This window comes from Sphingomonas radiodurans (assembly GCF_020866845.1).
GTDB classification, from domain to species: Bacteria; Pseudomonadota; Alphaproteobacteria; order Sphingomonadales; family Sphingomonadaceae; genus Sphingomonas; species Sphingomonas radiodurans.
The window spans coordinates 2,295,831-2,320,484 of record NZ_CP086594.1 but is presented as its reverse complement, the minus strand read 5'-3'; the positions used below and the strand labels follow the sequence as shown (position 1 = coordinate 2,320,484).

Genomic DNA, 24,654 nt, shown 5'->3' with positions numbered 1-24,654 from the left:
CAATTCCTTACGCAAGTCCGAGGCCGGCGACCACGAGGTCGATCAGCTTTATGCCGATGAACGGCGCGACGAGGCCGCCAAGGCCGTAAATGCCGAGATTGCGCGCTAGCAGCGGCCCGGCGCCCATCGGCTTATAGGCGACGCCCTTGAGCGCCAGCGGCACCAGCGCAGGGATGACCAGCGCATTGAAGATGATCGCGGCTAGGATCGCGCTGGTCGGGCTCGATAGCCCCATCACATTGAGTACGCCGAGACCAGGATAGAGCGCGACGAAGATCGCCGGGATGATCGCGAAATACTTGGCGACGTCGTTGGCGACCGAAAAGGTCGTGAGGCTCCCGCGCGTCATCAGCAATTGCTTGCCTAGGCCCACGACCTCGATCAGCTTGGTCGGGTCGCTGTCGAGGTCGACCATGTTGCCTGCCTCGCGCGCGGCCTGCGTGCCGGTGTTCATCGCGACGCCGACATCGGCCTGGGCGAGCGCGGGTGCATCATTGGTGCCATCGCCACACATCGCGACCAGCCGTCCGCCCTGCTGTTCCTTGCGGATCAGCTCCAATTTGTCCTCGGGCGTGGCCTGAGCGAGGAAATCGTCGACCCCGGCCTCGGCGGCGATGGCTGCAGCGGTCAGCGGATTGTCGCCGGTGATCATGACGGTGCGGATGCCCATCGCGCGCAATTCGCCGAAGCGTTCACGGATACCGGCCTTGACCACGTCCTTGAGGAAGATCGCGCCGAGCAGCCGCCCGTCCTTCGCTACCGCCAGCGGCGTGCCACCGGCGCGGGCGATCTCGTCGGTGATGCGGCGCAACTCGGTCGCAGCGGCGGTTTCGCCGGAGCCTGGATTGGCGCGCAGAATCGAATCTACCGCACCTTTCTGTACGAGCATGTCAGCGGTGCGCACGCCCGAGACGCGGGTCTGCGCGGTGAAGGGAATGACCTCGGCGTCGGAAGGCAATTCGCGCGACAGGCTGTAGCGGTCACGGGCTAGGGCAGCGATCGAGCGGCCCTCTGGCGTTTCGTCCGCCAGGCTGGCGAACAGCGCGGCATCGGCCAATTCCTCGACGCTCGCGCCGCCGACCGGTCGGAACTCGCTCGCCTGACGGTCGCCGATCGTGATCGTGCCGGTCTTGTCGAGCAGCAGCACGTCGATGTCGCCGGCCGCCTCGACCGCACGGCCTGACTTCGCGAGCACGTTGAACCGCACCAGCCGGTCCATGCCCGCGATGCCGATCGCCGACAGCAGCGCGGCGATCGTCGTCGGGATCAGCGTGATGAACAGCGCCGCCAGCACGACGACGGGGATTGATCCGCCTGCGTACGACGCGAAGCCGGGAATCGTCCCGACCGCGATCAGGAAGATGATCGTCAGCCCGACGAGCAGGATCGTCAGCGCGACTTCGTTAGGCGTCTTCTGCCGCTCCGCGCCTTCGACCAGCGCGATCATCCGATCAAGGAAGCCCTGGCCCGGCTCGACCGTCACGCGGACGTGGATCGCATCGGAGATGACGCGCGTGCCCGCGGTGACCGCCGACCGGTCACCGCCGGCTTCACGGATCACCGGCGCGCTTTCACCGGTGATTGCCGCTTCGTTCACCGACGCGACGCCCGCGACCACGTCGCCGTCGGACGGGATCAGGTCCCCAGTTTCAACCACCACGACGTCGCCGACCGAGAGGCGCGTCGCTGGAACCAGTTCCCAGGTATCGCCGACGCCGATCAATCGCTTGGCCTTCAACTCGGCCTTGGTATCGCGCAAGCTTGCCGCCTGCGCCTTGCCGCGTCCTTCGGCGAGCGCTTCGGCGAACGTGCCGAACAGAACGGTCAGCCACAACCATCCGGCGAGCTGCAGCTTGAAGCCGGTGGAAAGATCATCCTGCCCGATGAGGAGCAGCACAGTCACCAGTATCGCGACCACCGCCGTCGTGAACATGACGGGGTTGCGGATCAACTGGCGCGGATCGAGTTTGTGAAAGGCGCCGCCGATCGCAGGCACGATCAGGTCGGCGGTGAACAGGCTTTGGGCGTTGGCCATGACGGCGTCCCTTACGAAAGCTGGCCGCGGATCATCGCTAGATGATCGGCGATGGGACCGAGCGCGAGGCTCGGCAGGAAGGTGAGGCCGCCGAGCACCAGGATGATGCCGACGAGCAGGCCGATCCACAGGCCGCCGGTGGTCGGGAACGATCCCGCGCCGCTAGGGGTGTGGCGCTTGGCCGCTAGGCTGCCGGCGATCGCCAGCATCGGCACGATCACGAAGAACCGCCCGAACCACATCGCGACTCCCAGCAGGCCGTTGTACCAGGGCGTGCCGGCGGTGAGCCCGGCGAAGGCCGAGCCGTTGTTGCCGACCGCGCTGGTGAAGCCGTAAAGGATCTCGCTGAACCCGTGCGGCCCCTTGTTGAGCGGGCCGGCGAGCCCGGCCTCGCCCACCACCGACAGTGCCGTTCCGCCGAGGATGAACAGCGGCAGGATGGCGATCGCGAGCACCGCCAGCTTCACCTCGCGCGCCTCGATCTTCTTGCCGACATATTCGGGCGTGCGCCCAACCATCAGCCCGGCGACGAACACCGCCAGGATCGCGAACAGCAGGAAGCCGTAGATGCCCGCCCCGACGCCGCCGATCACCACCTCGCCCAGTTGGATGTTCAGCAGCGGGATCATGCCGCCCAATGGCGTAAAGCTGTCGTGCATCGCGTTGACCGCGCCGCACGACGCCGCGGTGGTGACGACCGAGAACAGCGCGCTCGCGGCGATGCCAAAGCGGACCTCTTTTCCTTCCATGTTGCCGCCAGCAACGCCGAGCCCGTGCAGCACGGGATTGCCCGCAGCTTCCTGCGCATAGGTGATGCCGACCCCCGCCAGGAACAGCAGCATCATTGCGCTAAGGATCGCCCACCCCTGACGCGTGTCGCCGACCGCCTTGCCAAACGTCCACGTCAGCCCGGTGCCGATCACGAAGATCGACAGCATCTGCACGAAGTTCGTCAGCGCGCCGGGGTTCTCGAACGGATGCGCCGAATTGGCGTTGAAGAACCCGCCACCATTGGTGCCGAGCATCTTGATCGCTTCCTGACTGGCAACCGGCCCGAGCGCGAGCGTCTGACGAACACCTTCCAATGTGGTGACGTCGATCGATCCGGCCAGCGTCTGCGGCACGCCGCTCGCGACCAGGAACAGCGCGTAGACGACGCAGACCGGCAGCAGCAGATACAATGTCACCCGCGTCATATCGGCCCAGAAATTGCCGATCGCCGCCGCCTCGCGTCGCGCGAAGCCACGGAACAGCGCGAAGGCCAGCGCAATGCCAGTCGCCGCACTGGTGAAGTTCTGTACGGTCAGCGCCAGCATCTGGCTGAGGTTCGACAGCGCGGCCTCGCCAGAATACCATTGCCAATTGGTGTTGGTGGTGAAGCTGATGGCGGTGTTGAACGCACCGTCCGCGCCAATGCCGTCGCGGCCCAGCGGATTGAGCGGCAGCATCCCCTGCAATCGCAGCACCGCATAAGTTAGCGCCAGCATCGCAACATTGAATGCCAGCATGTGCACGGCATAACGACGCCAGCCCTGCTCCTGCGCGGGATCGACCCCGGCAAGAGCGTAGAAGCCGCGCTCGACGGGGCCGAGCACTGCATGCAACGGCGTGCGGCGTCCTTCGTATAGCGCGAACAGCCACAAGCCGGTCGGCTTGGCGAGCGCCAGCAGCGCGGCGACGAAGGCGAGGATTAGGCCCCAACCCTGAATGGTCATTGGATCGCTCCTTTCTAGAAGCGTTCGGGGCGGAGGAGGACCGCCACTAGATAGGCGAGCAGCCCGGCGGCGCAGAGCGCGGCGAGCCAGAGGTCGATGGTCATCGCGGGCTCCTCACGCGCGGTCGCACAGGCGGGCGTAGGCGAGCGTCAGCGCCACCAGCCCGCCGAGGATCGACAGCCAGATCATGTCTTGCATCGCGGTCCCCTCAGAACGCAGCGGTCAGCGAGACGAGCGCGGTGCCGCCGGCGATATTACCGGTGCCGTCCTGTCCCTTGCTGAAGCTTGGCCGCAGATAAGCGGCGTCGCGATCCGAGATGTCTGTCCCGACATAGGCGACGCCCAGCACCAGCCCGTGCCAGCCCGCGTCGAGACCGACCGACCAGTCCCAATAACGCCCCGTCGGTGCGACGCTAGTTGCGTTCGGGCCAAGCCCCGGATTGCCATCCGAATAGCCGAGATGTGCCTTGGCGGTCAGCGGCGTGCCGGCAACGCCGACCGACGCGTCGCCCCAGAGGTAGAGGTTATCGTCCTTCGCGCCCGGATCGTTGAAGACCCCGGCGGCGGCATCGGCACCAGTGAAATACCAGCGGCCCAGCGCCTCCTGCTTCGGGGCATAAGCGACGCCGGCGGTCAGTGTCGCTTGGCCAGTCGTTCCCGTCAGCTTGGCGAAGGGTTCGACGAAGTCGGTTTTGTCCGCGCCGCCGGGATACATGTACCAGACCGCGCCGAGGTCGAGCGTCGCGCTGTCGCTTAGCTTTGTGCGGTAGCCTGCGATCAGATCGAGCTCCGCATTCGCCCCGCCGAACGTTCCCCAGCCTGCGAGGTTCGATCCCCACAAGCCGGCGTAGACCCCGCTGTCGTGAGCGACGGTGACGCCGCCTTGGACCGTCATCTCGCGATCAGTCTGCGACACGCCGCGAAAGCGGTAGTCGGACGCGATCGTTGCCGATCCACTGACCGTGACGGGCGGGGAGGAAGTGTCCGTCGATTGCGCCAGCGTGGCGCTGGCGGAGGCAAAAGTCGCCGCAACGGCGGCGGTAATATATCGGATCGGCACGGTACTTGGTCTCCACGCTACCGCTCGCGGCCGCGGGAAATGACGCCGACGCAGCGAATAGTGGGACGTCAAATAAGGCCGGCCGCGATAGCTATTCGAGCGCGATTCCCGGCATTCCGCATATGTTTTGCGTATAGCGGGGACACCGTTGGCAACTCAGAACCGCGCCTCAGGAGCCAGGTCGTGAGCCCGTAAATCGGGGAGCCCAGCGGCGTCACGGGCCGTCTGCCAGCCGCGTCTTCTTGCGGCGGCGCGCCGCGAATCGAACGGGAGCGGCCTCCAGGGAGATGACCTGACGCACAACTAGTTAAGCAAATCGCCGCTAAGCCTGATCGATGATCAGGCTGGGAAGCGCGATATGGTAGGTCGAACGCCTTGGATCACGCGAACCATTTTGGTGCTTGGTTTTGCGCTGCTGATTTGCTGCGGCATATCGGCGGTGTGGCTGAACCGGCAACAGCGAACCGCCGATAGCTGGGTCCGGCACACCTTTACGGTGAAGGCTCTCCTCGACCGCGTAGAAATGGCCACGACGCTGATTGAGGTGGAGCAGCGCAGGTATGCGATTCCCAAGCAAGGTGACGACGCTTCCGGCCTTGCCGGTGGTCGTCGGAACCTCTCAGTTGCGGTCGAGAAACTGGCGCAGCAGACGCGTGACAATCCTGACCATCACGCTCGCCTTCTCCAGCTACGACGCTGCGTCGATATGACGCTCACCAGTCAGTCGATCCCGTCTGCGGCGGGCATCGGAGTGCGTGGCAAGACGCCCCAATCGGCCACGCAGATCATTCGAGAGACGCTCACCCAGTTTCGGCAAGCCGAAGATCGCCTACTCCGCCGTCGACTTAGCAAATCGACCCGGCTCCAGGCGATCGCCCGCGTTGTCGTGATCGCCAGCCTCGCGCTCGCGATCGTGCTGGCAGGCGCCGCATTCTTCGATCGTCGCCGGCGCATGCGGATGCTGGCGGCGGCGATCGCGCAGCTCGAGTGCGACAATGCCAAGCTCGAGCAGGCGGAGACGGTGTCACGTTCGGCATTGGTCACGCTGGGCGAGGCGAACCGGCTGCTCACGATGACCGAAACCGTCGCGCAAATCGGCCACTGGCGGCTCGATGTCGCCGAAAAGCGTCTGTTCTGGTCCGAAGTCGTATGCTCGATCCACGGCGTTCCGGCTGACCACGTACCGACCGTGGATGAGGCCGTCGCGGCATATCATCCAGACGACCGCGCGCGCGTCATGCAAGCGCTTGATCGTTCAATTTCGCAAGGTGCTGACTTCGATCTGAAAGCGCGACTCATCAACCGGGACGGTTCGGTTCGTCACATCGTCACGCGGGGGCGCGTGGAGCGGTCCGAGACCGGCACGATCAGCGCATTGTTCGGTGTGTTGCAGGACGTAACACCGGCGGTTGAATCCGAAATTGCTCTTCTTGAGGCCAGTCGGCGCGTCAGCGAAAGCAATCGCTTGCTGACGATGGCCGAAGCGATGGGGCAGCTCGGTCATTGGCGGCTGGATCGTACCACCCGCAAGATGTTCTGGTCCGAGGAAATCCTGCGCATCTACGGCTTCGCGCCGGGGGTCGAGCCGACGCTCGAAGCCGCGCTGGCCGTGTACCACCCGGACGACATCGATCATGTCAAAGCGACTGTCACGGAAGCACTGGCGAGCGCGACGGGATTCACCTCGCGGTCACGTGTCATCCGATCGGACGGTGCAATCGTCCATGTCCTCACACGCGCCGAAATTGAACTTGATCCGGATGGCGTGCCGATCGGTCTGTTCGGCGTTTTGCAGGACGTTACCGAGCAGGTGACGGCTGAGGCCCAGCGGCATGCGCAAGACGCGCAATATCGCCTAATCAGCGAAGAAGCGAGCGATCTCATCGTCATCACCGACGAACAGGGAAGACTGGTCTTCGTCTCGCCCTCGTCACGCAATGTGCTCGGCTATGCGCCCGATGAGATGATTGGGACCACACCGTATCATTATGCGCCGGTCGAGGATCGTGCCCTGCTTGACCGGCAATGGAGCGAGCTGAGATCGCGGCCGGCCGGTGAAGTGGTCACGCTGCGCTTCCGGATGCGACGGAAGGATGGGGTGTACGTCTGGATCGACGTTTCCGCGCGCATTGCCGCGTACCAGGATTCGCCGCGCGTCGTTTCGGTATGTCGCGACGTAACCGACCAGGTCCGTGCCGACGACGAGCTTCGCGAAGCACGCCTGCAGGCCGAGGCGGCAGTAAGCGCGAAAGCGAACTTCCTCGCGAACATGAGCCACGAGATCCGCACGCCGATGAACGGCGTCATCGGCTTCACCGAGCTGCTTCGCGAAAGCGATCTGCACCCCGAACAGCGCAAGCAGGTCGAACTGATCGCTGACTCGGGTCGTGCGATGATGCGCTTGCTCAACGACATTCTCGACCTATCCAAGGTCGAGGCCAATCAGATGAAGATCGCGCACGAGCCATTCGATCTCACGCATGCGCTCAACGCCTGCATGAAGCTCGTCGCCCCTGCCATCGCAAAGAAGGGGCTGCGCGGCGAGATCGATCTCTCATCGACGTTACCGCCCTTGGTGATGGGAGATGGCCTGCGCCTGCGGCAGATCGTGCTCAACCTGCTCGGGAATGCGATCAAATTCACCGAACGCGGCAGCGTCTCGTTGCGCGCATGGTCAGGGGTCGGGTCCGAGGTGATCATCGCGGTCGAAGATACCGGCATCGGCATCGATGCGAGCCGTCAGGAGGCGATCTTCGAACAATTCGTCCAAGCCGACAGCGGCATCGTCTCGAGATTCGGCGGCACCGGGCTCGGCCTTGCAATCAGCGTTCAGCTGGCGCGTCTGATGAACGCCTCGGTGAAGCTGGAAAGCGCGCCGGGCGAAGGGAGCCGCTTCTATTTGACGCTGCCGCTGGAAGCTGCCGTCGAGCGCCGCGCAGCCGCCCGTCATGTCACATCGACCGCTGAACCGATTGCTGCAGTATCCACGGACGAGAACGCCAAACGAGTCCTGGTTGCGGAGGATCACGACGTGAATCAGTTGCTGATGAGCGCCATGCTGCGGCAGCTTGGCTACCACTGCGACATCGCCGCCGATGGCGCACAAGCCGTGACGATGGTCCGCGACGCCGCTGTTGCCGGCAATCCTTATGCCATCGTGCTGATGGACATGCAGATGCCGGTGCTTGGTGGCATCGATGCGACCCGCGCCATTCGCGACAGCGGCATCGCCGCTGATCGGCTGCCGATCGTCGCCCTGACTGCCAATGCCTATGCCGATGATATCGCGATCTGCCTCGATGCCGGAATGCAAGCCCATCTCGCCAAGCCGGTTCATCTGGACGAGCTTCGCTCGGCGCTGACTCGATGGACCGAGCTGACCGTCAGGCCCGCCGCGACCATTCCGGCGCTGAGCGCGAATGTCCGCGAACGCTATGCGAGACGCCGAAACGACGCGCTGGAGACGATCGGCGCCTTGCTTCGGTCTGGCAGCTTCGAGCATGTCGATTTCACGGAGCTGGCGGAGATGATGCACAAACTTGCCGGAACGGCGGCGATGTTCGGCGATCCGGCCTTGGGCGAGCGCGCGCGCGATCTGGAACTTGGCATGCGCACATGGAGCGGTGCGGAGCGCGACAACAAGTTGCCCGATGCGCTGGCGGCGCTTCTGGCGGCGGCCTGAGTCAAGATGTTAATCTTTTCCTAGCATTATGACGTTCGCGGTGGCGGGTTACATCGACATCAGCGGAGTTGGATCAAACATGGCGCGGATCATCATCGCGGAAGACGACGAGATTGTGGGTGAGATCGCCTGTGAGGCGCTCATCGCCGGCGGCCACGCCGCCGGGGTTTTGCCGGACGGGCGCGACGCGCTCAACGCGATTCGCGCGAGACAACCCGATCTGGTGATTCTCGATTGCAACATGCCCGGCCTCAGCGGGCTGCTGGTGCTGCGCGAATTGCGCAATTCGATCGAATTCTGCGAGCTACCGGTCCTGCTCCTAACGGGACGGACGAGCGGCAAGGATGTCGATCTCGGATATTACGAAGGTGCAGACGATTACATGACGAAGCCGTTCGACCCGGCCGAACTGCTCTTCAGGGTTGATGAGCTACTGGCAAAAAAGGCCAAGACCTCCCCGACACCGCACCGCCGACAAGCCGGCTTCGGGCAATATCGTCCGAGCTGAGCTCTGCGCTGCTAGCGTTATGGGGCGATCGGCGCCCGGCTTCCTAGTGGTCTCACTCGCACTGGCGCAATCGAGATGATTGTCGCCGAATAACGATCATTCTTTATTTGCCGCCAACAATGGCAAGGGTGTTTTAGGCAGCGAAGCCGTAGAAGTAGACAGCCTCGCAAACCCGCGCTGAATAAGAGCCTTGCAGGCCGAACCGGGCACCGCCGGGGTTAGCTCTTTAATGCCGGCGAGTGTCGTGCTTGGGTAGCATCTCGATCTAGACCTAGCGCATCCGAGTCGACCTTATCAGCGCGCTCCATTGCGCCTTGGTACGCCTAACTCTCCGTGCATGATCGATGCCAGGGCCGACGCATTCATGAAACCGCCCGCCTCCTTACTGAAAGCTATTCCAGCCAGGACTTACGTGCGCTTCAAAGCCGAAGCCTTTTCGCCTCAGCCCCGGTTTCCTGCTGGAAGTGCTATAAAGAAAGTGGTGCACCACCTTCTTTATGGCACTTCCACAAGGGAAACGGCGGCGGCTGAGGCGAAGGGGCTTTGGCTTGAGAACCCACGTGGGTCCGAGCTGGGACGGCTTTCGCAAGGAACGGCGGGCGGCTTCATGAGGGCGTTGGCCCTCGCATCGTTCATGCGACCGTCGTCGAAACCGGTCGTTAGTTCGAGGCTCCTAAGCGCCGCAGCGATCGAGATGATAGAACTCATACCCAAGGTCGACGGCGGTAAATACCTGTTCCCAAACACGTCCGATCCAACCAAGCATCTTACGACCATTAAGCATGCTTGGCAGACCGCGCGAGCAGAAGCCAAGCTGCCAGACACCAGGATCCACGATTTAAGACATACTTTCGCGTCATCGGCTATTGACGCAGGTTTCGATCTTCATAGCCTCGGGAAGGTTTTAGGGCATCAGTCACACGCAAGCACTGCGCGCTATTCTCATGTCTCGAACAGCCGTCTTATGGCGATTGTAGAGGCAGGAGCGGCTAACCTAAAAATCAGTGCTGCTGCCGCTTAAAACTGCAAAGCAGACCAAGCTAGCTCTCCAGTGACCCCCAGGTCACCGGAGGGCACCTTGCGACCTATATTTTTTTACGTGAGTGCACTTACTACCTCACCCAAGCGACTGCGGACCCATTTTTCTGCCTCAGCGACCTGTAGCTCAGCGTGCGACGACAGTTCACGTAATGGAAGAGTTGCCATTCGCATGTCATCCCGCACGAGCCAACCGTCGGGTAAGGCTAAGTCGTTTACAGCAGAGCCATCATCGTCAGAACCAATCTCGACGAAAAAATATGGTCCACCATCCGTAGAAAAATCGGACGAGTAGCTTCCAATGTCTGGGTATCGAATGCCGACAGCCAAGTAGCTACTTCTCAGGTCCGATCGAGCTAAATAACGGTACTTCCAGACGCAGCCATAGGCCGTTGACACCTCAATAGGAACAGCTGCATTTTGACATATCGGCCGCCAGAAAGACTTTGCACCTTCCCAGATGCTCTCTACCGAATTTCGAACCCTGTCAGCTGACGCTACGTAAATCCGTAAAGCAGCTAGGTCTTGCCCGGTCGCCAACTCGCTATCCATCTTTTGCTCCTTCAGAAAAGAGTTCATCTCCGCCGACAGGCGCGCCCAGTCCGATTCTCCATGCTCAGCGCTCTCCGAGGACCGCTTCAACCACCGCGAGAGCTCTGCCCATCGGATCGTACTGCGGTATCTGCACCCAAAAACTTCGGCCCCGCGTGCGAAGTCGGCGGGGGCGGGGGTCCAGTGAGTGAGGAGAACTAGCGCTCCTCCCCACTCTGCATCCGTCTCTCGTGCGAGCCAGTGTCCGTAGGTGGCCAGTTGATGCTGGACGCCTGAACCATCTGCTTGTTCGGGATCGGGCTGGTGGTGCTGGAATCCAGCACCAATCTTGTTCTCGACTACCATGATGGGCATCCCATCAATCTCCAGCAAGAGATCTAGAATCCGTCCGCCGTCGATGATTTTTTGGGTCGTCCAAATAACCGATGCGCCGCAGCGCCATCGCTTTCCAACGTTCGCGATTGCCTCAGCATTGTTCGAAAGCAAAAAGGAGACAACGCTTCGAGCGAGAGGCTCCGGAAACCGGTTCAGCAGGTCGGCGAGCCCCTCGGTTAAAAAGTCCTCCAAGGGGCTTCGGTCGCGCCGCTCGCGATAGGTAAAGAGCCGGCTATACAGGCTGGGCATTTGGACGTTCCCCAACGAGGACGATTGCTGCCCTACGGATCTCGTACCCCTACCGGAGTTCCGGGTCTAGCGCAGGTCGAGTTTTGCGTCTTCTCCCGGCGAAGGGCCTTTCAGCAGGCAACTGTATCGATGGGATATTCCATACAGCTGGGAAGGGCGTGGGTTGAACCTAGGGATGAACGTCAGACCCTCACAACCATCTGAATTATAACGACTATTAAGGGTGCAAGACAGGAATTCGTAATGCGGGGGTCACAGGTTCGAGTCCTGTAAGCGGCCCCATAGGGGACAAAGATGGGCACTCAGATTTTTGGAAAATCTGCGTGCCGCGAGCCTGATGCATTCGATTTAAGTCCTTCCCGCCTACGAGCCGCCGTCGCGCACCGACCACCCTGACGCCACTTGAAACGAGCGTTAATGCTGCTCGGCGATATCGCTAGCCCATCATTAGCAGCAGCGGCAGGATCGTTCCGGCTCCGAGCATCAGGATCGACGTGCGCCGCGTCGTCTTGTTGTTCAGCGCGATCATAGAGCCGAGCAATGACGATACGATAAGCCCGATTGATAACAAGGCTACGAAGATTCGCATCGGCAGCCGGGAGGGCGCTGGTTTTGCCGGCGGAACGTTTGCGGTCGGCCCGACCTTTTCGATCGTCTTTGCAACAGGGCGCTCATCCCTGTGCTCCGTGCTTTGATTTCGCGGCGTCGATGAGTCTTTATGCACGCTCGCCATCCAGACAATCCACGCCGGCGGCGTCCCGCCATAACCCTTTTCTTCCTGCAGTCGGAACGTCTGCAGCGCGCCGCTGAGTGCAAACAGCAGAATCGCCGGGGTGAAGAACACACCGACGTAATAGTGGACGCGGCGGATCTGCTTCATCGTCTGTGGTTTGATCATTTTGACCGGCCCTGCTGCTCGTGAACTGAATTCCGGGGTGTAACCGTCGATTTTGCGGCACAGGCTGAGTGACAACTGCTTCTGAAACGCAGTGCTAAGTCTATCCCCCGCCGCTATGCGCCGACCAGGGCTTCGGTCCGACGCGATCCTGACGGCGGCGACGAGTAGGCTGGGTTGGCGATCACACCGCCGTGCCGACCAGCATCCCGATCCCCGCCGTCAGCGCCATCGCCAGCGCGCCCCAGAAAGTGACACGAGCCGTAGCGGCGGCAATCGGTGCACCACCCGCGCGTGCGCCAATGCTTCCAAGTAAAGCAAGGAACAGCAAAGATGCTGCGGCGACGATCGTGACCAGCCACTCGCTGGGCGCGACAAACACCATCGCCAGCGGCAGGGCAGCGCCCGCCGTAAAGGTCGCAGCCGAAGTCAGGGCAGCGTGGATCGGCCGCGCCGTCGTCATATCAGAAATTCCGAGTTCGTCGTGGGCGTGTGCCGCGAGCGCGTCTTTCGCCATCAACTGCCGCGCCACCGTGTCGGCGGTTTCCGGATCAACGCCGCGCCTGACGTAGATGCCCGCAAGTTCTGCGATCTCGGCGTCGACGTCATCCGCCAGCTCGGCCCGTTCGCGCGCCAGATCGGCCTGCTCGGTATCGGACTGTGAACTGACAGAGACGTATTCGCCTGCCGCCATCGACATCGCACCCGCGACAAGCCCTGCGGCACCGGCAATCAGGATGTCGCCGGGCTTTGCCGCAGCCGCTGCCACGCCGATGATGAGGCTTGCCGTAGAGACGATCCCGTCGTTCGCCCCAAGCACCGCGGCACGAAGCCAGCCGATGCGCGAGACGAGATGACGTTCGCGGTGGACCGCCATTCTAGTCATCGTCGCCCCCGCCTGTTTCGCCGCCCTCCGCTTCACCGGCCTCGCTATGCGCACCAGAGTTGAAAGCGAGCGGATCGATCGATGTGATGCCGTAAGCGGCACCCCCGATGGCCACTATCGCGACAGGGATGGCGAGATTGATGGGCGCGCGCGCATCGGGGACGCCCGGATGCAGATCGGCACGCTTGCGCCCGGTGATGAACGCCGCGATCAGATTGTCCCTGGTGAGCATCGACATCGCGATGACGGCAACGACGTGCAGCGCGATCAGGCCGAGCAGGATGTTGCCGAGTGCTTCGTGCAGTTCCTCGCCGGTATCGCCCCGCATCGTCGCACCGGTGTAGATGATGCCAGCGACCGTCCCGAGCAGCGCGATGATTGCCACCCCGCCAAGGGCGTTATGCCCGATCGAGCGCTCCGGTCTGCCCGAGAAGAGACCCGCAAGATGGTGACCGATGCGCCCAGGCTTGAGGAAATCGGCAAACCGCGCATGCTCGCCACCGACAAGGCCCCACACCAGGCGGAAGGCGATCAGGACCGCTGCGATCCAACCGGCTGGGATGTGCCAGGCGGAAAGGGGGCTGCCTTCCTCGGCGGAGAGAAACGCGACGAGGATGGTCGCGACCAGCAGCCAGTGGAACAGGCGGACGGGAAGATCCCAGACCTTGATGGTTTTGACTCCGGGCGCTGCTGCGATCGTTATACCGGTCATGCTCGATCTCCTTTCTGGAGACTGCGGTAGGGATCGATCCTGACCTTGGCCTGACGGCTGCGATGCGGCCCTTTCAGTTACGACGCTATGCGGGTTTACCGCAGGCGTCCGGGCAGCGCTTTGGACGGTCACGCGTCGTGATCGTCGGTATCGATCCAGACGACGTGCGAATCGATTTCCAGTTTCAGGATCGCGCGGAGTGCTTCGACGCGCGCACGCACTTCTTCGCGGCGTGCGTCATTGGCCTGGCGCTGTGCATACAGCAGATCGCCAAGTTCGATGGCACCCAGCCGATTGCCCGACAGCGTTCGGGCGGCCACCGATTCCGCGCTTGAAGCTGCTTCGCGTACCGCGTTCCAGCTATCCAGGCGCGCTTGGGCCAGCGCGACATCGGCCGCCGCTGTCGCCTCGACAGACCGGCGGACGGCAACGACCTCCTGCACCGCTGCACCCGCTTGAGCGACCGCCTCGGCGGCCACCAGCCGCCGATATCCCCCGCCAAGCGGCATCGTGGCGACCATACCAAGGCCGCGTTCCATCCCGCTGCGCTCGCTGAACGCACGGATGCCCAGGCTTGGGTCGGCGATGCGGTCCGCGCGCGCACGCTGCGCTGCAAAGCCGAGGCGATCGGCGTCAGCCTGGGCTGCGGCGATTTCGTGGCTGCGCTCGATCACCAATCGACCCAGCGCGGGAAAGCTGACCGTCGGTTCGGCAGGGATACCGGGCTGCGGCGGAGCTACCGAAAGCAGTATCGTCGGATAGGTCGCGCGCAGCCGGGCTTGCGCCTCTGCCATCAGCGCGCGCGAGTCTGCATGTTGACCCCGCGCGCGGGAGAGTGCCGACTGTGCCTGCTCGACATCGAGGGTCGAGGCGTCCCTGAGTTGCGCCCGGCGGCGCACCGCGGCCAACGCGCGTTCCAGGTTGGCGACGTTGCTCGCGTCTGTGTCCGCGGTTGCGCCCGCGCCGATCCAGTCGAACCAGAGTCGCGATAGCTCCAGCGCTGCCTGATGGCGGGCATCGGCCATGCGGTTCTGTGCGGCGGCGATGCCAGCGGTGCCGGTCTTCCGGTCGAGCGCCGCCTTGCCCGGCAGTCTGAACGGTCGCGAGACGGTGGCGTCGAACTCCTTATAGCTTCCCTCGCGATCGACGCTGCGCCGTATCGCGGATCCGGTGACGGTGAATTCATGCGCCCCCTTTGTCAGGGCACCGGCCTGCGCCTGCGCCGCGGTGACGCGTGCGCCGGCGGCGAGCACCGAAGGGTGTTCGTCAAGCGCGGTGGTGACCATCGCGGGCGGAGGCAGATCAGGGCGCTCGTCAAGCTGCTGCGCACGCGCAGGCGCGGCAAGCACGCACAGGGCGAGCCCCATGGATATCGTGTATCGGATCATGACAGCCGGCCTCGCGCAGAAATTGGAATGGCTTGCCACCGCACCGGGCCACTGCGCTTGGTGCGCTCGACGATCGCGATCACGTCCTGCATACCGTCTGCTTCAACGATCAGTTCGATCGCGGTGCGGTTCAGTGACCCGGTCACCCGTTCAGCGGTAGTCGCGTCCGAAAAGTCGAGACCAAGCACGGCCTCGTCACGGATATGGACCGGGACACGCAGCACGACGCGTAGCGCGTCGCCGATCGCCGCTGCATCGATCTTGCCGGCGTGAAAGGTCAGCAAAAGCTCAACCATTGACCATCTCCCGTCGACTTTCGCCGAAGCGCTCGAACAGGATCGGCAGAAGGATCAGCGTCAGCAGCGTGGAGGTGACGAGGCCCCCGATCACGACGATCGCCAGCGGGCGCTGGATTTCCGATCCCGGCCCGCTGGCGAACAGCAGGGGGACGAGGCCGAACGCGGTGATGCTGGCGGTCATCAGCACGGGGCGCAGGCGACGCTCGGCACCTGTCCGAACGGCCTCAGCCATCGGTACGCCCTCTTCGCGCAACTGCCGGAAGTAGGCGATCAGGACGAGACCATTGAGGACGGCGATGCCGAGCAGGGCGATGAAGCCGACCGAAGCGGGCACCGACACATACTGGCCGGTCGCCCACAGCGCGACGATCCCGCCGACCATCGCGAAGGGAATGTTGACGAGGATCAGCAAGGACGCCCGGAGCGACCGCAGGGTGGCGAGCAGGACCAAGAAGATCAGCAGGATCGCGATCGGCACGACCAGCGACAACCTCGCGGCCGCACGCTGCTGGTTCTCGAACTGCCCGCCCCAGACCAGGCGATAGCCGGCCGGCAGCGGGACCTTCGCAGCGACCCCTGTCTTTGCCTCATCGACATAGCCGACCAGGTCACGGCCGGAAACGAACGCCTGAACCAGCGCATAACGGGCGCCGTTCTCATGATCGATCTTCACCGGACCAGCGACCGGTCGGATCGTCGCGATGTCGCTAAGCCTGACGGTCTGGCCTGTAGAGGATCGCAGCAACAGGTCGGCGAACAGCGCGGGACTGCTCCGGACGCCCTCGGCACCCCGGATGACGATCGGTGTCCGCCGGTTGCTCTCCGCAACGATCCCGGCGCGGATGCCCTCAAGCTGGCTGCGCAGTCCGTCCTCGATTTCGTCCACCGTTAGCCCGGCGCGACCGGCAGCGAGCCGATCGATATCGAGCTGGAGGTAGTCGACCCGGTCGTTCGCGACGGTCATCACCTCGGTCGCGCCGCTTGTCGATTCGAGCACCGACTGGATCTTTCCTGCCAGCGTGCCCAGCGTTGCGCTATCCGGCCCGAAGATCTTGATCGCCAGGTCACCGCGTGCGCCGGTCAGCATCTCGGAAACCCTCATTTCGATCGGCTGGGTGAAGCTCGCCTCGATGCCGGGAAGTTGCGTCATCGCCTTTCGCATCGCCTCGACCACCGTGTCCTTGTTCCCACGCCAGTCGGCGCGAGGCTTGAGGGCGATGAATGTGTCCGTTTCGTTGAGGCCCATTGGATCGAGTCCGAGCTCGTCCGAGCCGACCCGGGCGATCACGCGCTGCACCTCCGGCACGGTGTTCAGCAGGACACGCTGGGCGGCCAGGTCGCCGCGCACCGAATGATCGAGTCCGATGCTGGGGCTCTTGACCAGCTGCATCACGACAGAGCCTTCGTCCATCTGCGGCATGAAGGTCTTGCCGACGGCGCCATAGGCGATCACGGCGACGGCCAGCCCGGCGGCGGACAGGCCGTAGACGAGCCGCTTGCGCGCAAAGGCTCCACCCAGCAGCGCGTGATAGCGCGGGGAAAGTTGACGCATGATCCAGGGCTCGCCGTGCGCGTGCGATTTCAAGCCCAGCGAGGCGAGCACCGGTACCAACGTCAGCGTCAGGAACAGCGCGGCCGCCAGCGCAAACATGATCGTCAATGCGACCGGCGCGAAGAGCTTGCCCTCCAGCCCTTCGAGCGACACGAGCGGCAGAAAGACGAGGGCGATGATCAGCAGCCCGGCCGAGACAGGAACGATGACATCGCTCGTGGCCCGGAAGATTTGATTGAGCCGGGGGGTCTCGTCGCCGTCATTTGTCTGCGACAATCGCTCGACGACGTTTTCGATCACGACGACCGCACCGTCGACCAGCATGCCGATGGCAATCGCCAGCCCGCCGAGGCTCATCAGATTGGCCGTCAGGCCCCAGCCGCGCATCAGCATGAACGTCATCAACGCCGCCATTGGCAGCGTCACGGCGACGATCGCAGCGGCCCGCCAGTCGCCCAGGAAGAGGATCAGCAGGATGACGACGAGGATCGTCGCCTCGACCAGCGCCTTCTCCACGGTGCCGACTGCGCGGGTGATCAGGTCGGAACGGTCGTAGAAGACGTTGATGGTGGTGCCGGCGGGCAGTGTGCGGGTCAGGTCGGCGAGCTTCGCCTTCACTCCGGCGACGACCTGGCGCGCATCCGAACCGCGCAGCGCAATGACCAGTCCCTCGACCGTTTCGCCGCGCCCGTCGCTGCTGACCGCGCCGTATCGGGTGAGGCTGCCGATCGTCACGGTGGCAACGTCGCCCAGTCGCAGCACTTGTCCATCGTTGGTGCGCAGGACCAGCGCCTGCAGGTCCCCTACCGTGGCGATCGCACCGACCGCGCGCACGATCAGCGCATTCTCGCCATCGGCCAGCCGGCCCGCGCCGTCGTTGCGATTGCCACGGTCGATCGCCGCGCGGATGTCCGTGAACGTCAGTCCGGCGGCGGCGGTGGCGATCGGATCGGGCCGGACCTCGAACGTCCGCGCGAAGCCGCCAAGCGCGTTCACGTCGGCGACACCGGGCACCGTGCGCAGCGCCGGGCGGATCGTCCAGTCGAGCAGCGTCCGCCGATCCTGCAGCGACTGTGGCCCGTCGATGGTGAACATGAACATCTCGGACAGCGGAGTGGAAATCGGCGCGAGGCCGCCCGTCACGCCTGCCGGCAGGTCACCCATTACACCGGCGAGCCGCTCGCTGACCTGTTGCCGCGCCCAGTAGATGTCGGTGCCGTCGGCAAAGTCGATCGTGATGTCCGCGATGGCGTATTTTGCGGTGGCGCGCAGTATGGACTGTTTGGGAATGCCGAGCATTTCCTGCTCGATGGGCGCGAGGATTCGCGTTTCGACTTCGTTCGGCGTCATCCCCGGCGCCTTCAGGATCATCTTGACCTGAGTCGGCGCGATGTCGGGATACGCATCGATCGGGAGCGTGACGAACGCCCATCCGCCAAGGCCGGCCAGCGCGACCGCGGCGGCAATCACGAACAGCCGGTACGAAAGTGCCCGGGCGAGAAGGGTCCGCAGCATTGTTCGCGCCCTGTCAGTTCGCGCCGGCGAGCGTCTTGAGCTCGCTGATACCGCGCGTGACCACCCGCTGCCCGCGCGTCAGACCGCGCGTCACAACCACGTGATCGCCCGACCCTTCCGCGATCGATACCGGTCGAACCGACACCCCGCCGCGGACGACGAGAAAGACGACCTTCCGACCATCGATCTCGGTGATGGCGGCAGCCGGCACACGCACCGTCCCCGGGGGGGCGGGCCCCTCGACAACGACGCTCGTCGCGCTTCCTGCCGAGATGCCCGGTGCCGGCGGGACATTCGCCGTAAGTGTTGCCGATCGTGTCGTCGGATCGATCGTGCTTCCAACCGCGATCACCGTGCCGACGCCGTCGGCACCGATCCTGACCTGCATCCCGGGACGTACCGAGCCGATCAACCGCTGTGGCACTTGCGCGGTCACCTGCAACACGCCGGAACCGTCAATGACGAAGGGTGCCGATGCGGGATCGACCATCTTGCCCGTTTCGCCCGTCATGCTGCTGATCCGGCCTGCGATCGGCGCCGTCAGCGTATAGCCCGCGCCGGCGGCGCGTCCGCCGCCCAGCAGTGCGATAAGGCGGTTCTGCTCGGAGACGTCGATAGCGCTTTGGCGCGCCAGTGCCGAAGCCTCGTCCGATCGCGATGGCGCGATTACGCCTTCGCGCGCGAGCTGTCGCAGCCGACCGGCTTGTGCGCTGGCCGCGGCATTGCGCGATCGCGCCCGCGCCAGATCGGCGCTCAGGCTGACGACGTCGCGGCTGGCGACCGTGGCGAGCGCCTGGCCTTTGGACACCGTCTGGCCATCAACCACGAAGATGCGCGTGATGACGCCCGGAAGCTGAGCAGCGACGGCAACCCGCGCGTTGGGCGGCGGCGCGATCTGCGCGGGCAGGGTCGCCAGCGCGATCGTCTCTGCCGGCTCTACGGCGGCGATCTCTATCCCCAGGCTTTTGAGCTGGGCACCGGACAGGATGATTTGACCCGATTTGGCGGTTGGCTGGCTTTCCTTCGCTGGCGGCGCCTCGGCCTCAATGCCGGGCAACAGCAGCCATGCCGCTGCCCCTATCGCGGCCACCGCGCCGCCGCCCAGGATCATGTTTCGATGCTTCATGGCCAGCACCGCTACCGGCCCAGTCTGACGTCAGCCTGACACGGGCAGGTTCAGTCGGATTTCGCGGTGATCCGGGGCGGCGCTCAGCGTGCCGCCGTGCGCCTTCATGATGCGATCGACGATCGCCAGGCCAAGCCCTGCGCCGTCCCGGCTGGCGTGATCGGCGCGACGATGCCGTTGGACCAGCGCCGCCAGGGATGCCGCATCCAGTCCAGGGCCTTCGTCGCGCACCGCGATCGTCCCGTCGGACGTGACGCGCACGACGATCGTTCCGCCTTCCGGCGTCACGCGCAGCGCATTTTCCAACAAATTTCGGAGTGCGGCTCCGATTGCCTCGCGGCGGCCTGAGGTCCAGACGGGCGCTTCGGAAACAAGCTCAAGGTTCACGGCGCGGTCGAGGGCAATGGGTGCCATTCGCGCGACCACGTCGCCGGACAGATCGGTCAGATCGACTCGACTCGGTGACGTTTGCGATGCGGCGTCGGCCTCGACCTGCGCCAGCAGCATCAGCTGATCGATCAGACGCCGCATCTGGGCGACGTCTTCCCGCAACTGCGCCGCTTGGGGCGCGTCCAGGCTGTCGAGTTCGAGCGACAACAGTGTCAGCGGCGTGCGCAGTTCATGCGCGATATCTGCGGCAAAGGCCTCGTGCATGGAGGCGGCATGATCGACGCGTTCAAGCGTGCGGTTGATCGCCTCGGCGAATGGACGCGCCTCCTGCGGCAGAGCGCTGGCCGAAACCCGAACACCGCGCACCTCGCAAGTGCGGGCGTCGATTTCTTCCGCCGCGATCCGCAACGGTTCCATGGCACGGCGGATTGCCCAGCGTCCGGCCAATGCCATGGGGATGATCAGGACAGCCATCGGCAACAAGACGTGCTCGGCAAGTTCGTGCAGTGCCAGCTCAACCGCGTCGCCGCCCGACAGATGGCTGAACGACAGTCGGTATTCGATTCCGATCACGACGAGCAGCAGCAGCGCGCCGAGGCCTCCGACGATTGCCAGGCTGCGCGTCAGGCGGCGGGTGATCGATGGCTCCCGGATCACGCGCCGCATTTCCGAAGGATGTATCCGACGCCGCGCACCGTATGCAGGTCCAGGTCGGCGCCTGCGTCGTCCAGTCGTCGGCGCAACCGCGATACGATCGCCTCCACAGCGTTGGGGGTCACCGCCTCGTCGAACTTGTACAGGTTGTCCTCGATAACACCCCGGCGGATGACCTCGCCACTCCGGCGCAGCAGGAGTTCGAGCAGCGCGCCTTCTCGTCGGGTCAATTCCTGCGGGATCGTTGCAATCACCGCCAATTGCGTCGCTGGATCGAACGCGACGTTGCCAAGCAGCAGCCGGGTCTGCCCACGCGCGCCTGGCCGCCGCAACATCGCCCGCAGGCGTGCCCCCAGTTCATCCATTGCGAATGGTTTGGAGAGATAATCGTCGGCACCTGCATCGAGACCTTTCACCCGGTCTTCAAGCGCATCGCGCGCCGTGAGGATGAGCGCAGGTGGCTCCCCGCCTGCACGATGCCGAAGCCAGTCGATGCCGTCGCCGTCGGGCAGCCCCAGATCGAGAATGATCCCATCGAAGCCATACGTCGCAAGCGCAGCCGTTGCCTCCGCAAGCGTCGATACATGGTCACAAACGTGACCCTGATCACGCAGCCCGGTCGCAACGAGCCCCGCCAAGCGCATATTGTCTTCGACGATGAGAATGCGGGCCATGGTTTCCAAACAGGACAATTCCGGGCGCGGATATACCGGCAGAGCCTGACCGCAGCCTGACGCTTCGCGCAATAGCTTGGCCCAAGGAAGTCAATCTTGAGTAGGGTCAGGCCCATTGGGCTAAAGGGCGATCCGCCGCAGCCGCAGTGCGTTGGTAATCGCCCGCACAGACGACACCGCCACGCCGATCATAGCGACGGGCAGCCACCAGGGCGCACCCGCTTCGACCTCGGTCGCAAGCTGAGCGAACACCTGTTGCATGTCGATACCGTGCTGCCAGTCGAGCCTCGCGACCGGTATGGTCCAGAACCGTGTGTTGCCGGTCGGGTCCTGGAGGAACTGATGCTCGTTTACCGTGGCGGCGAATACGGTGCGGCGGGGATAGCTTGATTCCCGCCGGTCGTATGGCCGCCGGACACGGTCAGTGTCGTCCGTCAGGAAGCCCTTCAATCGGGCGAGATCCTTTTTGAACGAACTATCGAGCTCGCCAAGCTCCACGATGGCGTACCCGATCGCCCCGATCACTGAATCTTTGTTCGAGGCATCCATGTGATGGCCGAGCTTGATCACCGCGTCGGCGAGCTCCGTGTCGGAGATCAAAGACTTGATCCAGCTCGACTTACCTATTCCCTGCGGCCCCTGAAGGGTCAGCACGCCCCGGCTGCGAAAGCTGTCTCGCGTTGCAGCGGCTGCTATGCTGCGGAGCCATTTCCGCAGAAGGGTTGCCTTTAGGTTCTCCGGGTATCCTTCCTGTGCGACCACGGTTGCATACACGAGGGAGAGCCGGTCGATCCCGTCCCAGGGGCGACTGATGATCCAGTCTCGTACTGGGTTATAGGCGTCGCGGTTTGCAATGGCCTCGACGAACCCCGGCACGTTTCCTGTGGGCATGTGATACTCAGCCGCGAGACTGACGATATGGGTGAGCGTCACATTGTCCACATTATCACGCGATCCCGCCCGTCCGGGAATTTCGATTTCGTCGCGCTTCGAAACTTCATTGTACCGCACCGTGATGCGCGCGTGCTTTAGAAGGCAGTCGACGTTCGCGATGGTCGCCGGCGGCCGGTCCGAACGCGGTGCGGGCGGGTCCGGGAAGTCCAAGACCTTTCGATTTGTATTCATATCTGTCCTCAGAGGTTGAGGCCGACCCATCGGGTCGACACTTCACCCACGACGGAATCGCCGCGGGCTTGCGCACACGCCGTCGCAACCGACGATCGATTCCACGATCGCCCGAAATGCAACCGCGTAGTACGCGATATCGCTTCTTAACAGTTTCAAAGAGCGGCTGATCAGCGAGCCTCAATTCGCTGATCTAGCCTGTGTTAGGCCAACCCAGACAACGCTTCGAACAACTGTAATCGGCGCCATCCGTGCTAGACATCACCTAGGTACGACGCGACCTTGCTTTGTAAATGGCTGCGGGGTTTCCGCTGTTCTGCATTTACTGCATGGCTAACCTTTGAGCCACCTAACGCAGAGCCATGCGCATTATGCATAACTACATTTATTTTCAGCGCTGATATTGAGGGCTGTGGCGGTGCGTTTTGCGGCCGCGAATCGGTGCGGAAGGGTTCTATGGCCGGGCAGGACGACCTACGGATTGCATGCCTCGACGCGTTCGTGGCCGTAGCGGAGCGGCGCACTTACACGGCTGCGGGAAAGGCGCTTGGGAGCGACCAGTCGCAAGTCACCCGCCGCGTTCAAGCACTCGAACGATGGTTGGGGTCACCGCTGTTCGACGGCTCGTCCCCAGCGACGCTTTCGCCTTTCGGCGAGGAGTTCCTTATCACGGCTAAGGAGGTGCTCGCGCGCTTGCGGGACAGCCGGCAATGCTCAACGCCGGCTGCTTCGACTTCGGGGTTCAGGGTATCTGGGAAAAATGTCCCCATTCCTTAGGTATCAACGCCCCTCCCGCTGGTCGGTCAGGAGCGGCGGTGGCATGGATGTCGGCTGGCGCCGATCGGTTATAACGATGACGACGCCGATCGCGCCCAGCGCGGCGATGCAGTAGGCTGGCTTCTGCTGAGCGAGCGTGACCAGTCCGAACAAAGCGATCAGCCCGAACGTTTGACGCGGCAGCGCGAAGGCGCCGAGCAGCCCAAGGATCAAGAGTACTATGACCAGTGCCTTCGTGAGGATCTGCGCGACCGCCAGAACCAGTAGGACAGTAAAGAACGGGGTTGCTGCTTTCACAGTGTGTCTCCGGTTTGACGGCGGCAAAGATCGGCCAGCGGGCCGGCATCGTCGGGGATCAGCAGGATGGTCGCGAACGTGCTCCCGTAGCCGTCGCACCTCTACTGCGAGCAGAGGGACGATCAGCGCCGACAGCGCCAGCCAAGTCAGCACCAGCGTCAGGCCGCCAATCCCACCGGTGCCGGCAAACAGATCGATACCGCCGGCGAACGCGATCATCGCGATGGCGACGAATACGAGCTGGAACATCCAGAACTCTTTGCGGGAGGAGCGACCTGTAAAGTCGGCATACCGCCTGATCGCCAGTGTGATCCAACCGATGTGATCGTCTTCGGCGGGGCGCGGCACCGGCCCGGCAGTGGGAAGGATCGAGGCGAGGCCGGCACCGGGAGCCGCCGGCTTGGCACCGAACAGCAGCCGCTCCTTTGCCTTCTCATAGTCGTCTTCGGAGATGACGCCCTCGGTCTTGAGGCGATGCAACTCCTCGATGCTTTTCAATGCGTTCTGATCGACCATGATCAGCCTCCTGTTGCGATGGATGATGGACGTGCAGCATCGCGCCAGACGCGGGTGCGCCGACGGTGTGTTGATGCTGTCATGGTGATGCCGCCCCTCTCCGGAGCGACCTTCGCTCAGACCTTCGAGCCGCCCTTCAGGACGGATGGATTGCCTGAAGAAGCTGATAGAGCAAGCAAAATTGACACGTTTGGTGGACAGACGCGGACCTGCGTCTGCGGCCACTTGCGTGGATGGATCTGGTGCAACTCCTCGGCACGAACGTGCGTCGTCAGCGTAAGCTGAAGGGGATGTCGCAGGAGGAGCTGTCGCTGGAAGCCGGCATGAAGCGCAGCTACGTCAGCGATCTTGAGCGAGGCACTAGGAACCCGTCGGTGCGGGCCCTCGGTCGGCTGGCTGATGCGTTGGGCGTGGAGCCGGCATTATTGCTGCGTCCAGGCGAGTGAAGGCGGACTGCTCGGGCCTATCTATATAAGGTACCCAGTTTCTCGCGTGCAGCCTCTGACCTTCGACAGCAGCACCGGCGGCTTTGCGCCCAAACCAGCCGTTCAGCTCGTTCGGCCGGGATCCCGAAACCTGCCGTTTGTTCATCTGGCGCGGCTTCGCAGCGAGAACGATCGACTTTGGGACAAAG

Annotated in this window: 21 protein-coding genes; 5 read left to right on the top strand and 16 right to left on the bottom strand. The window is 63.6% G+C overall.

Annotated elements, in window-relative coordinates; genetic code table 11:
- Positions 1-7: 7 nt before the first annotated feature.
- The 4 genes from kdpB to LLW23_RS10755 all read right to left on the bottom strand — a co-directional run bounded on the left by kdpB (position 8) and on the right by LLW23_RS10755 (position 4,810).
- A complete protein-coding gene (gene kdpB, locus LLW23_RS10770) occupies positions 8-2,035 on the bottom strand; it encodes a potassium-transporting ATPase subunit KdpB (RefSeq protein WP_228945391.1) in 2,028 nt (675 codons plus the stop codon).
- 11 nt (positions 2,036-2,046) lie between these two features.
- Positions 2,047-3,750 (bottom strand): potassium-transporting ATPase subunit KdpA, encoded by a 1,704-nt coding sequence (kdpA, locus tag LLW23_RS10765; RefSeq protein ID WP_228945389.1) that lies wholly within the window; start codon positions 3,748-3,750, stop codon positions 2,047-2,049.
- Positions 3,751-3,764: 14 nt separating this feature from the next.
- Positions 3,765-3,854 (bottom strand): K(+)-transporting ATPase subunit F, encoded by a 90-nt coding sequence (kdpF, locus tag LLW23_RS10760; protein ID WP_228945387.1) that lies wholly within the window; start codon positions 3,852-3,854, stop codon positions 3,765-3,767.
- Positions 3,855-3,958: 104 nt separating this feature from the next.
- On the bottom strand, positions 3,959-4,810 hold the full coding sequence (locus tag LLW23_RS10755; protein ID WP_408641946.1) for a TorF family putative porin: 852 nt from the start codon (positions 4,808-4,810) through the stop codon (positions 3,959-3,961).
- Positions 4,811-5,168: 358 nt separating this feature from the next.
- On the opposite strand from LLW23_RS10755, the gene LLW23_RS10750 reads away from it, so the two are divergent.
- From LLW23_RS10750 to LLW23_RS10740, 3 genes are all read left to right on the top strand, one after another.
- Positions 5,169-8,492 (top strand): PAS domain-containing protein, encoded by a 3,324-nt coding sequence (locus LLW23_RS10750; protein WP_228945385.1) that lies wholly within the window; start codon positions 5,169-5,171, stop codon positions 8,490-8,492.
- Positions 8,493-8,571: 79 nt separating this feature from the next.
- The gene (locus LLW23_RS10745) at positions 8,572-9,000 is read left to right on the top strand and encodes a response regulator transcription factor (RefSeq protein WP_228945383.1); all 429 of its coding nucleotides are present in this window, start codon (positions 8,572-8,574) and stop codon (positions 8,998-9,000) included.
- 337 nt (positions 9,001-9,337) lie between these two features.
- A complete protein-coding gene (locus LLW23_RS10740; RefSeq protein ID WP_228945381.1) occupies positions 9,338-10,021 on the top strand; it encodes a site-specific integrase in 684 nt (227 codons plus the stop codon).
- Positions 10,022-10,095: 74 nt separating this feature from the next.
- Here the strand turns inward: LLW23_RS10740 and LLW23_RS10735 are convergent, their stop codons facing one another.
- The 11 genes from LLW23_RS10735 to LLW23_RS10685 form a co-directional block, all read right to left on the bottom strand.
- Positions 10,096-11,214 carry a PD-(D/E)XK nuclease family protein gene (locus LLW23_RS10735; protein WP_228945379.1) on the bottom strand — a complete coding sequence of 373 codons (1,119 nt, stop codon included), beginning with the start codon at positions 11,212-11,214 and terminating at the stop codon, positions 10,096-10,098.
- 436 nt (positions 11,215-11,650) lie between these two features.
- A complete protein-coding gene (locus tag LLW23_RS10730; RefSeq protein ID WP_228945377.1) occupies positions 11,651-12,187 on the bottom strand; it encodes a hypothetical protein in 537 nt (178 codons plus the stop codon).
- Between the two features lie 106 nt (positions 12,188-12,293).
- Positions 12,294-12,995 carry a VIT1/CCC1 transporter family protein gene (locus tag LLW23_RS10725; protein ID WP_228945375.1) on the bottom strand — a complete coding sequence of 234 codons (702 nt, stop codon included), beginning with the start codon at positions 12,993-12,995 and terminating at the stop codon, positions 12,294-12,296.
- Complete coding sequence (locus tag LLW23_RS10720) at positions 12,988-13,707, bottom strand: cytochrome b/b6 domain-containing protein (RefSeq protein ID WP_228945373.1); 720 nt, start codon at positions 13,705-13,707, stop codon at positions 12,988-12,990. The genes LLW23_RS10725 and LLW23_RS10720 overlap by 8 nt, the downstream gene beginning before the upstream one ends.
- A gap of 128 nt (positions 13,708-13,835) precedes the next feature.
- Positions 13,836-15,095 (bottom strand): TolC family protein, encoded by a 1,260-nt coding sequence (locus tag LLW23_RS10715; RefSeq protein WP_228945371.1) that lies wholly within the window; start codon positions 15,093-15,095, stop codon positions 13,836-13,838.
- Positions 15,092-15,391 (bottom strand): DUF3240 family protein, encoded by a 300-nt coding sequence (locus LLW23_RS10710; RefSeq protein ID WP_228945368.1) that lies wholly within the window; start codon positions 15,389-15,391, stop codon positions 15,092-15,094. Before LLW23_RS10710 ends, LLW23_RS10715 begins: the two co-directional genes overlap by 4 nt.
- The gene (locus LLW23_RS10705) at positions 15,384-18,461 is read right to left on the bottom strand and encodes an efflux RND transporter permease subunit (protein WP_228945366.1); all 3,078 of its coding nucleotides are present in this window, start codon (positions 18,459-18,461) and stop codon (positions 15,384-15,386) included. Before LLW23_RS10705 ends, LLW23_RS10710 begins: the two co-directional genes overlap by 8 nt.
- A gap of 13 nt (positions 18,462-18,474) precedes the next feature.
- Positions 18,475-19,587, bottom strand: coding sequence for an efflux RND transporter periplasmic adaptor subunit (locus tag LLW23_RS10700; protein WP_228945364.1), 1,113 nt, complete (start codon positions 19,585-19,587; stop codon positions 18,475-18,477).
- Between the two features lie 30 nt (positions 19,588-19,617).
- Positions 19,618-20,643: a sensor histidine kinase gene (locus tag LLW23_RS10695; protein WP_228945362.1), complete on the bottom strand. Its 1,026-nt coding sequence runs from the start codon at positions 20,641-20,643 to the stop codon at positions 19,618-19,620.
- On the bottom strand, positions 20,631-21,305 hold the full coding sequence (locus LLW23_RS10690) for a response regulator (RefSeq protein WP_228948545.1): 675 nt from the start codon (positions 21,303-21,305) through the stop codon (positions 20,631-20,633). The genes LLW23_RS10695 and LLW23_RS10690 overlap by 13 nt, the downstream gene beginning before the upstream one ends.
- A gap of 120 nt (positions 21,306-21,425) precedes the next feature.
- The gene (locus tag LLW23_RS10685) at positions 21,426-22,409 is read right to left on the bottom strand and encodes a virulence-associated E family protein (RefSeq protein WP_228945361.1); all 984 of its coding nucleotides are present in this window, start codon (positions 22,407-22,409) and stop codon (positions 21,426-21,428) included.
- Positions 22,410-22,886: 477 nt separating this feature from the next.
- Between LLW23_RS10685 and LLW23_RS17685 the strand changes: the two genes are divergently transcribed.
- Entirely contained in the window at positions 22,887-23,207 is a 321-nt protein-coding gene (locus LLW23_RS17685) for a LysR family transcriptional regulator (RefSeq protein WP_408641945.1), read from the top strand.
- Positions 23,208-23,210: 3 nt separating this feature from the next.
- Here the strand turns inward: LLW23_RS17685 and LLW23_RS10680 are convergent, their stop codons facing one another.
- On the bottom strand, positions 23,211-24,020 hold the full coding sequence (locus LLW23_RS10680; RefSeq protein ID WP_228945359.1) for a DUF805 domain-containing protein: 810 nt from the start codon (positions 24,018-24,020) through the stop codon (positions 23,211-23,213).
- Between the two features lie 233 nt (positions 24,021-24,253).
- Between LLW23_RS10680 and LLW23_RS10675 the strand changes: the two genes are divergently transcribed.
- Positions 24,254-24,466, top strand: coding sequence for a helix-turn-helix domain-containing protein (locus tag LLW23_RS10675; protein WP_228945357.1), 213 nt, complete (start codon positions 24,254-24,256; stop codon positions 24,464-24,466).
- The last annotated feature ends 188 nt before the right edge of the window (positions 24,467-24,654 follow it).

Excerpts from the sequence above, each read along its gene's own strand:
- LLW23_RS10720 (WP_228945373.1), bottom strand. The coding sequence starts at position 13,707 with ATGACCGGTATAACGATCGCAGCAGCGCCCGGAGTCAAAACCATCAAG.
- LLW23_RS10695 (WP_228945362.1), bottom strand. The coding sequence starts at position 20,643 with ATGCGGCGCGTGATCCGGGAGCCATCGATCACCCGCCGCCTGACGCGC.
- kdpB (WP_228945391.1), bottom strand. The coding sequence starts at position 2,035 with ATGGCCAACGCCCAAAGCCTGTTCACCGCCGACCTGATCGTGCCTGCG.
- LLW23_RS10675 (WP_228945357.1), top strand. The coding sequence starts at position 24,254 with ATGGATCTGGTGCAACTCCTCGGCACGAACGTGCGTCGTCAGCGTAAG.
- LLW23_RS10725 (WP_228945375.1), bottom strand. The coding sequence starts at position 12,995 with ATGACTAGAATGGCGGTCCACCGCGAACGTCATCTCGTCTCGCGCATC.
- kdpF (WP_228945387.1), bottom strand. The coding sequence starts at position 3,854 with ATGACCATCGACCTCTGGCTCGCCGCGCTCTGCGCCGCCGGGCTGCTC.
- LLW23_RS10705 (WP_228945366.1), bottom strand. The coding sequence starts at position 18,461 with ATGCTGCGGACCCTTCTCGCCCGGGCACTTTCGTACCGGCTGTTCGTG.
- LLW23_RS10690 (WP_228948545.1), bottom strand. The coding sequence starts at position 21,305 with ATGGCCCGCATTCTCATCGTCGAAGACAATATGCGCTTGGCGGGGCTC.
- kdpA (WP_228945389.1), bottom strand. The coding sequence starts at position 3,750 with ATGACCATTCAGGGTTGGGGCCTAATCCTCGCCTTCGTCGCCGCGCTG.
- LLW23_RS10750 (WP_228945385.1), top strand. The coding sequence starts at position 5,169 with ATGGTAGGTCGAACGCCTTGGATCACGCGAACCATTTTGGTGCTTGGT.
- LLW23_RS10710 (WP_228945368.1), bottom strand. The coding sequence starts at position 15,391 with ATGGTTGAGCTTTTGCTGACCTTTCACGCCGGCAAGATCGATGCAGCG.
- LLW23_RS10680 (WP_228945359.1), bottom strand. The coding sequence starts at position 24,020 with ATGGTCGATCAGAACGCATTGAAAAGCATCGAGGAGTTGCATCGCCTC.
- LLW23_RS10740 (WP_228945381.1), top strand. The coding sequence starts at position 9,338 with ATGATCGATGCCAGGGCCGACGCATTCATGAAACCGCCCGCCTCCTTA.
- LLW23_RS17685 (WP_408641945.1), top strand. The coding sequence starts at position 22,887 with ATGGCCGGGCAGGACGACCTACGGATTGCATGCCTCGACGCGTTCGTG.
- LLW23_RS10745 (WP_228945383.1), top strand. The coding sequence starts at position 8,572 with ATGGCGCGGATCATCATCGCGGAAGACGACGAGATTGTGGGTGAGATC.
- LLW23_RS10715 (WP_228945371.1), bottom strand. The coding sequence starts at position 15,095 with ATGATCCGATACACGATATCCATGGGGCTCGCCCTGTGCGTGCTTGCC.
- LLW23_RS10700 (WP_228945364.1), bottom strand. The coding sequence starts at position 19,587 with ATGAAGCATCGAAACATGATCCTGGGCGGCGGCGCGGTGGCCGCGATA.
- LLW23_RS10735 (WP_228945379.1), bottom strand. The coding sequence starts at position 11,214 with ATGCCCAGCCTGTATAGCCGGCTCTTTACCTATCGCGAGCGGCGCGAC.